General features: G+C 50.1%; 1 protein-coding gene. It reads left to right on the top strand.

Annotated elements, in window-relative coordinates; translation table 11 throughout:
* Positions 1–373 (top strand): SprB repeat-containing protein (locus WKF69_RS14005; RefSeq protein ID WP_340382698.1); only part of this gene is annotated, 373 nt, incomplete at both ends.

Here is a 373-nt window from a genome sequence, read left to right as displayed (position 1 = left end):
CTGATATCATTTGCTATGGTGGAAGTGCCGGGGAAATTAACCTCAGTGTTTCAGGCGGTAATGCACCTTACAGAATTGCCTGGTCTGATGGGGTGACTACCGAAGACCGTACAGCGCTTGCTGCGGGAGCATATCAGGTTACGGTTACGGATGCTAACAACTGTACCGCTGTCGTTTCGGTTACAATTTCCCAGCCAGCCATCGCATTCAATTTGAGCCACACCAAAACGGATGTGCTCTGTTCCGGCAGCTCGACCGCTTCAATTGATCTGAAAGTTACCGGCGGCTTTGCCCCGTATACTTATGCCTGGGATAACGGTAAAAGTTCAGAAGACCTTGCCGGGCTATCAGCAGGATCATATACTGTTACCGT

It is taken from the genome of Daejeonella sp. (assembly GCF_037719425.1).
In the GTDB taxonomy this organism is placed as follows: Bacteria; Bacteroidota; Bacteroidia; order Sphingobacteriales; family Sphingobacteriaceae; genus Daejeonella.
Note: the sequence above shows the minus strand (reverse complement) of the source record. Positions and strands in the feature narration are given on the sequence as shown.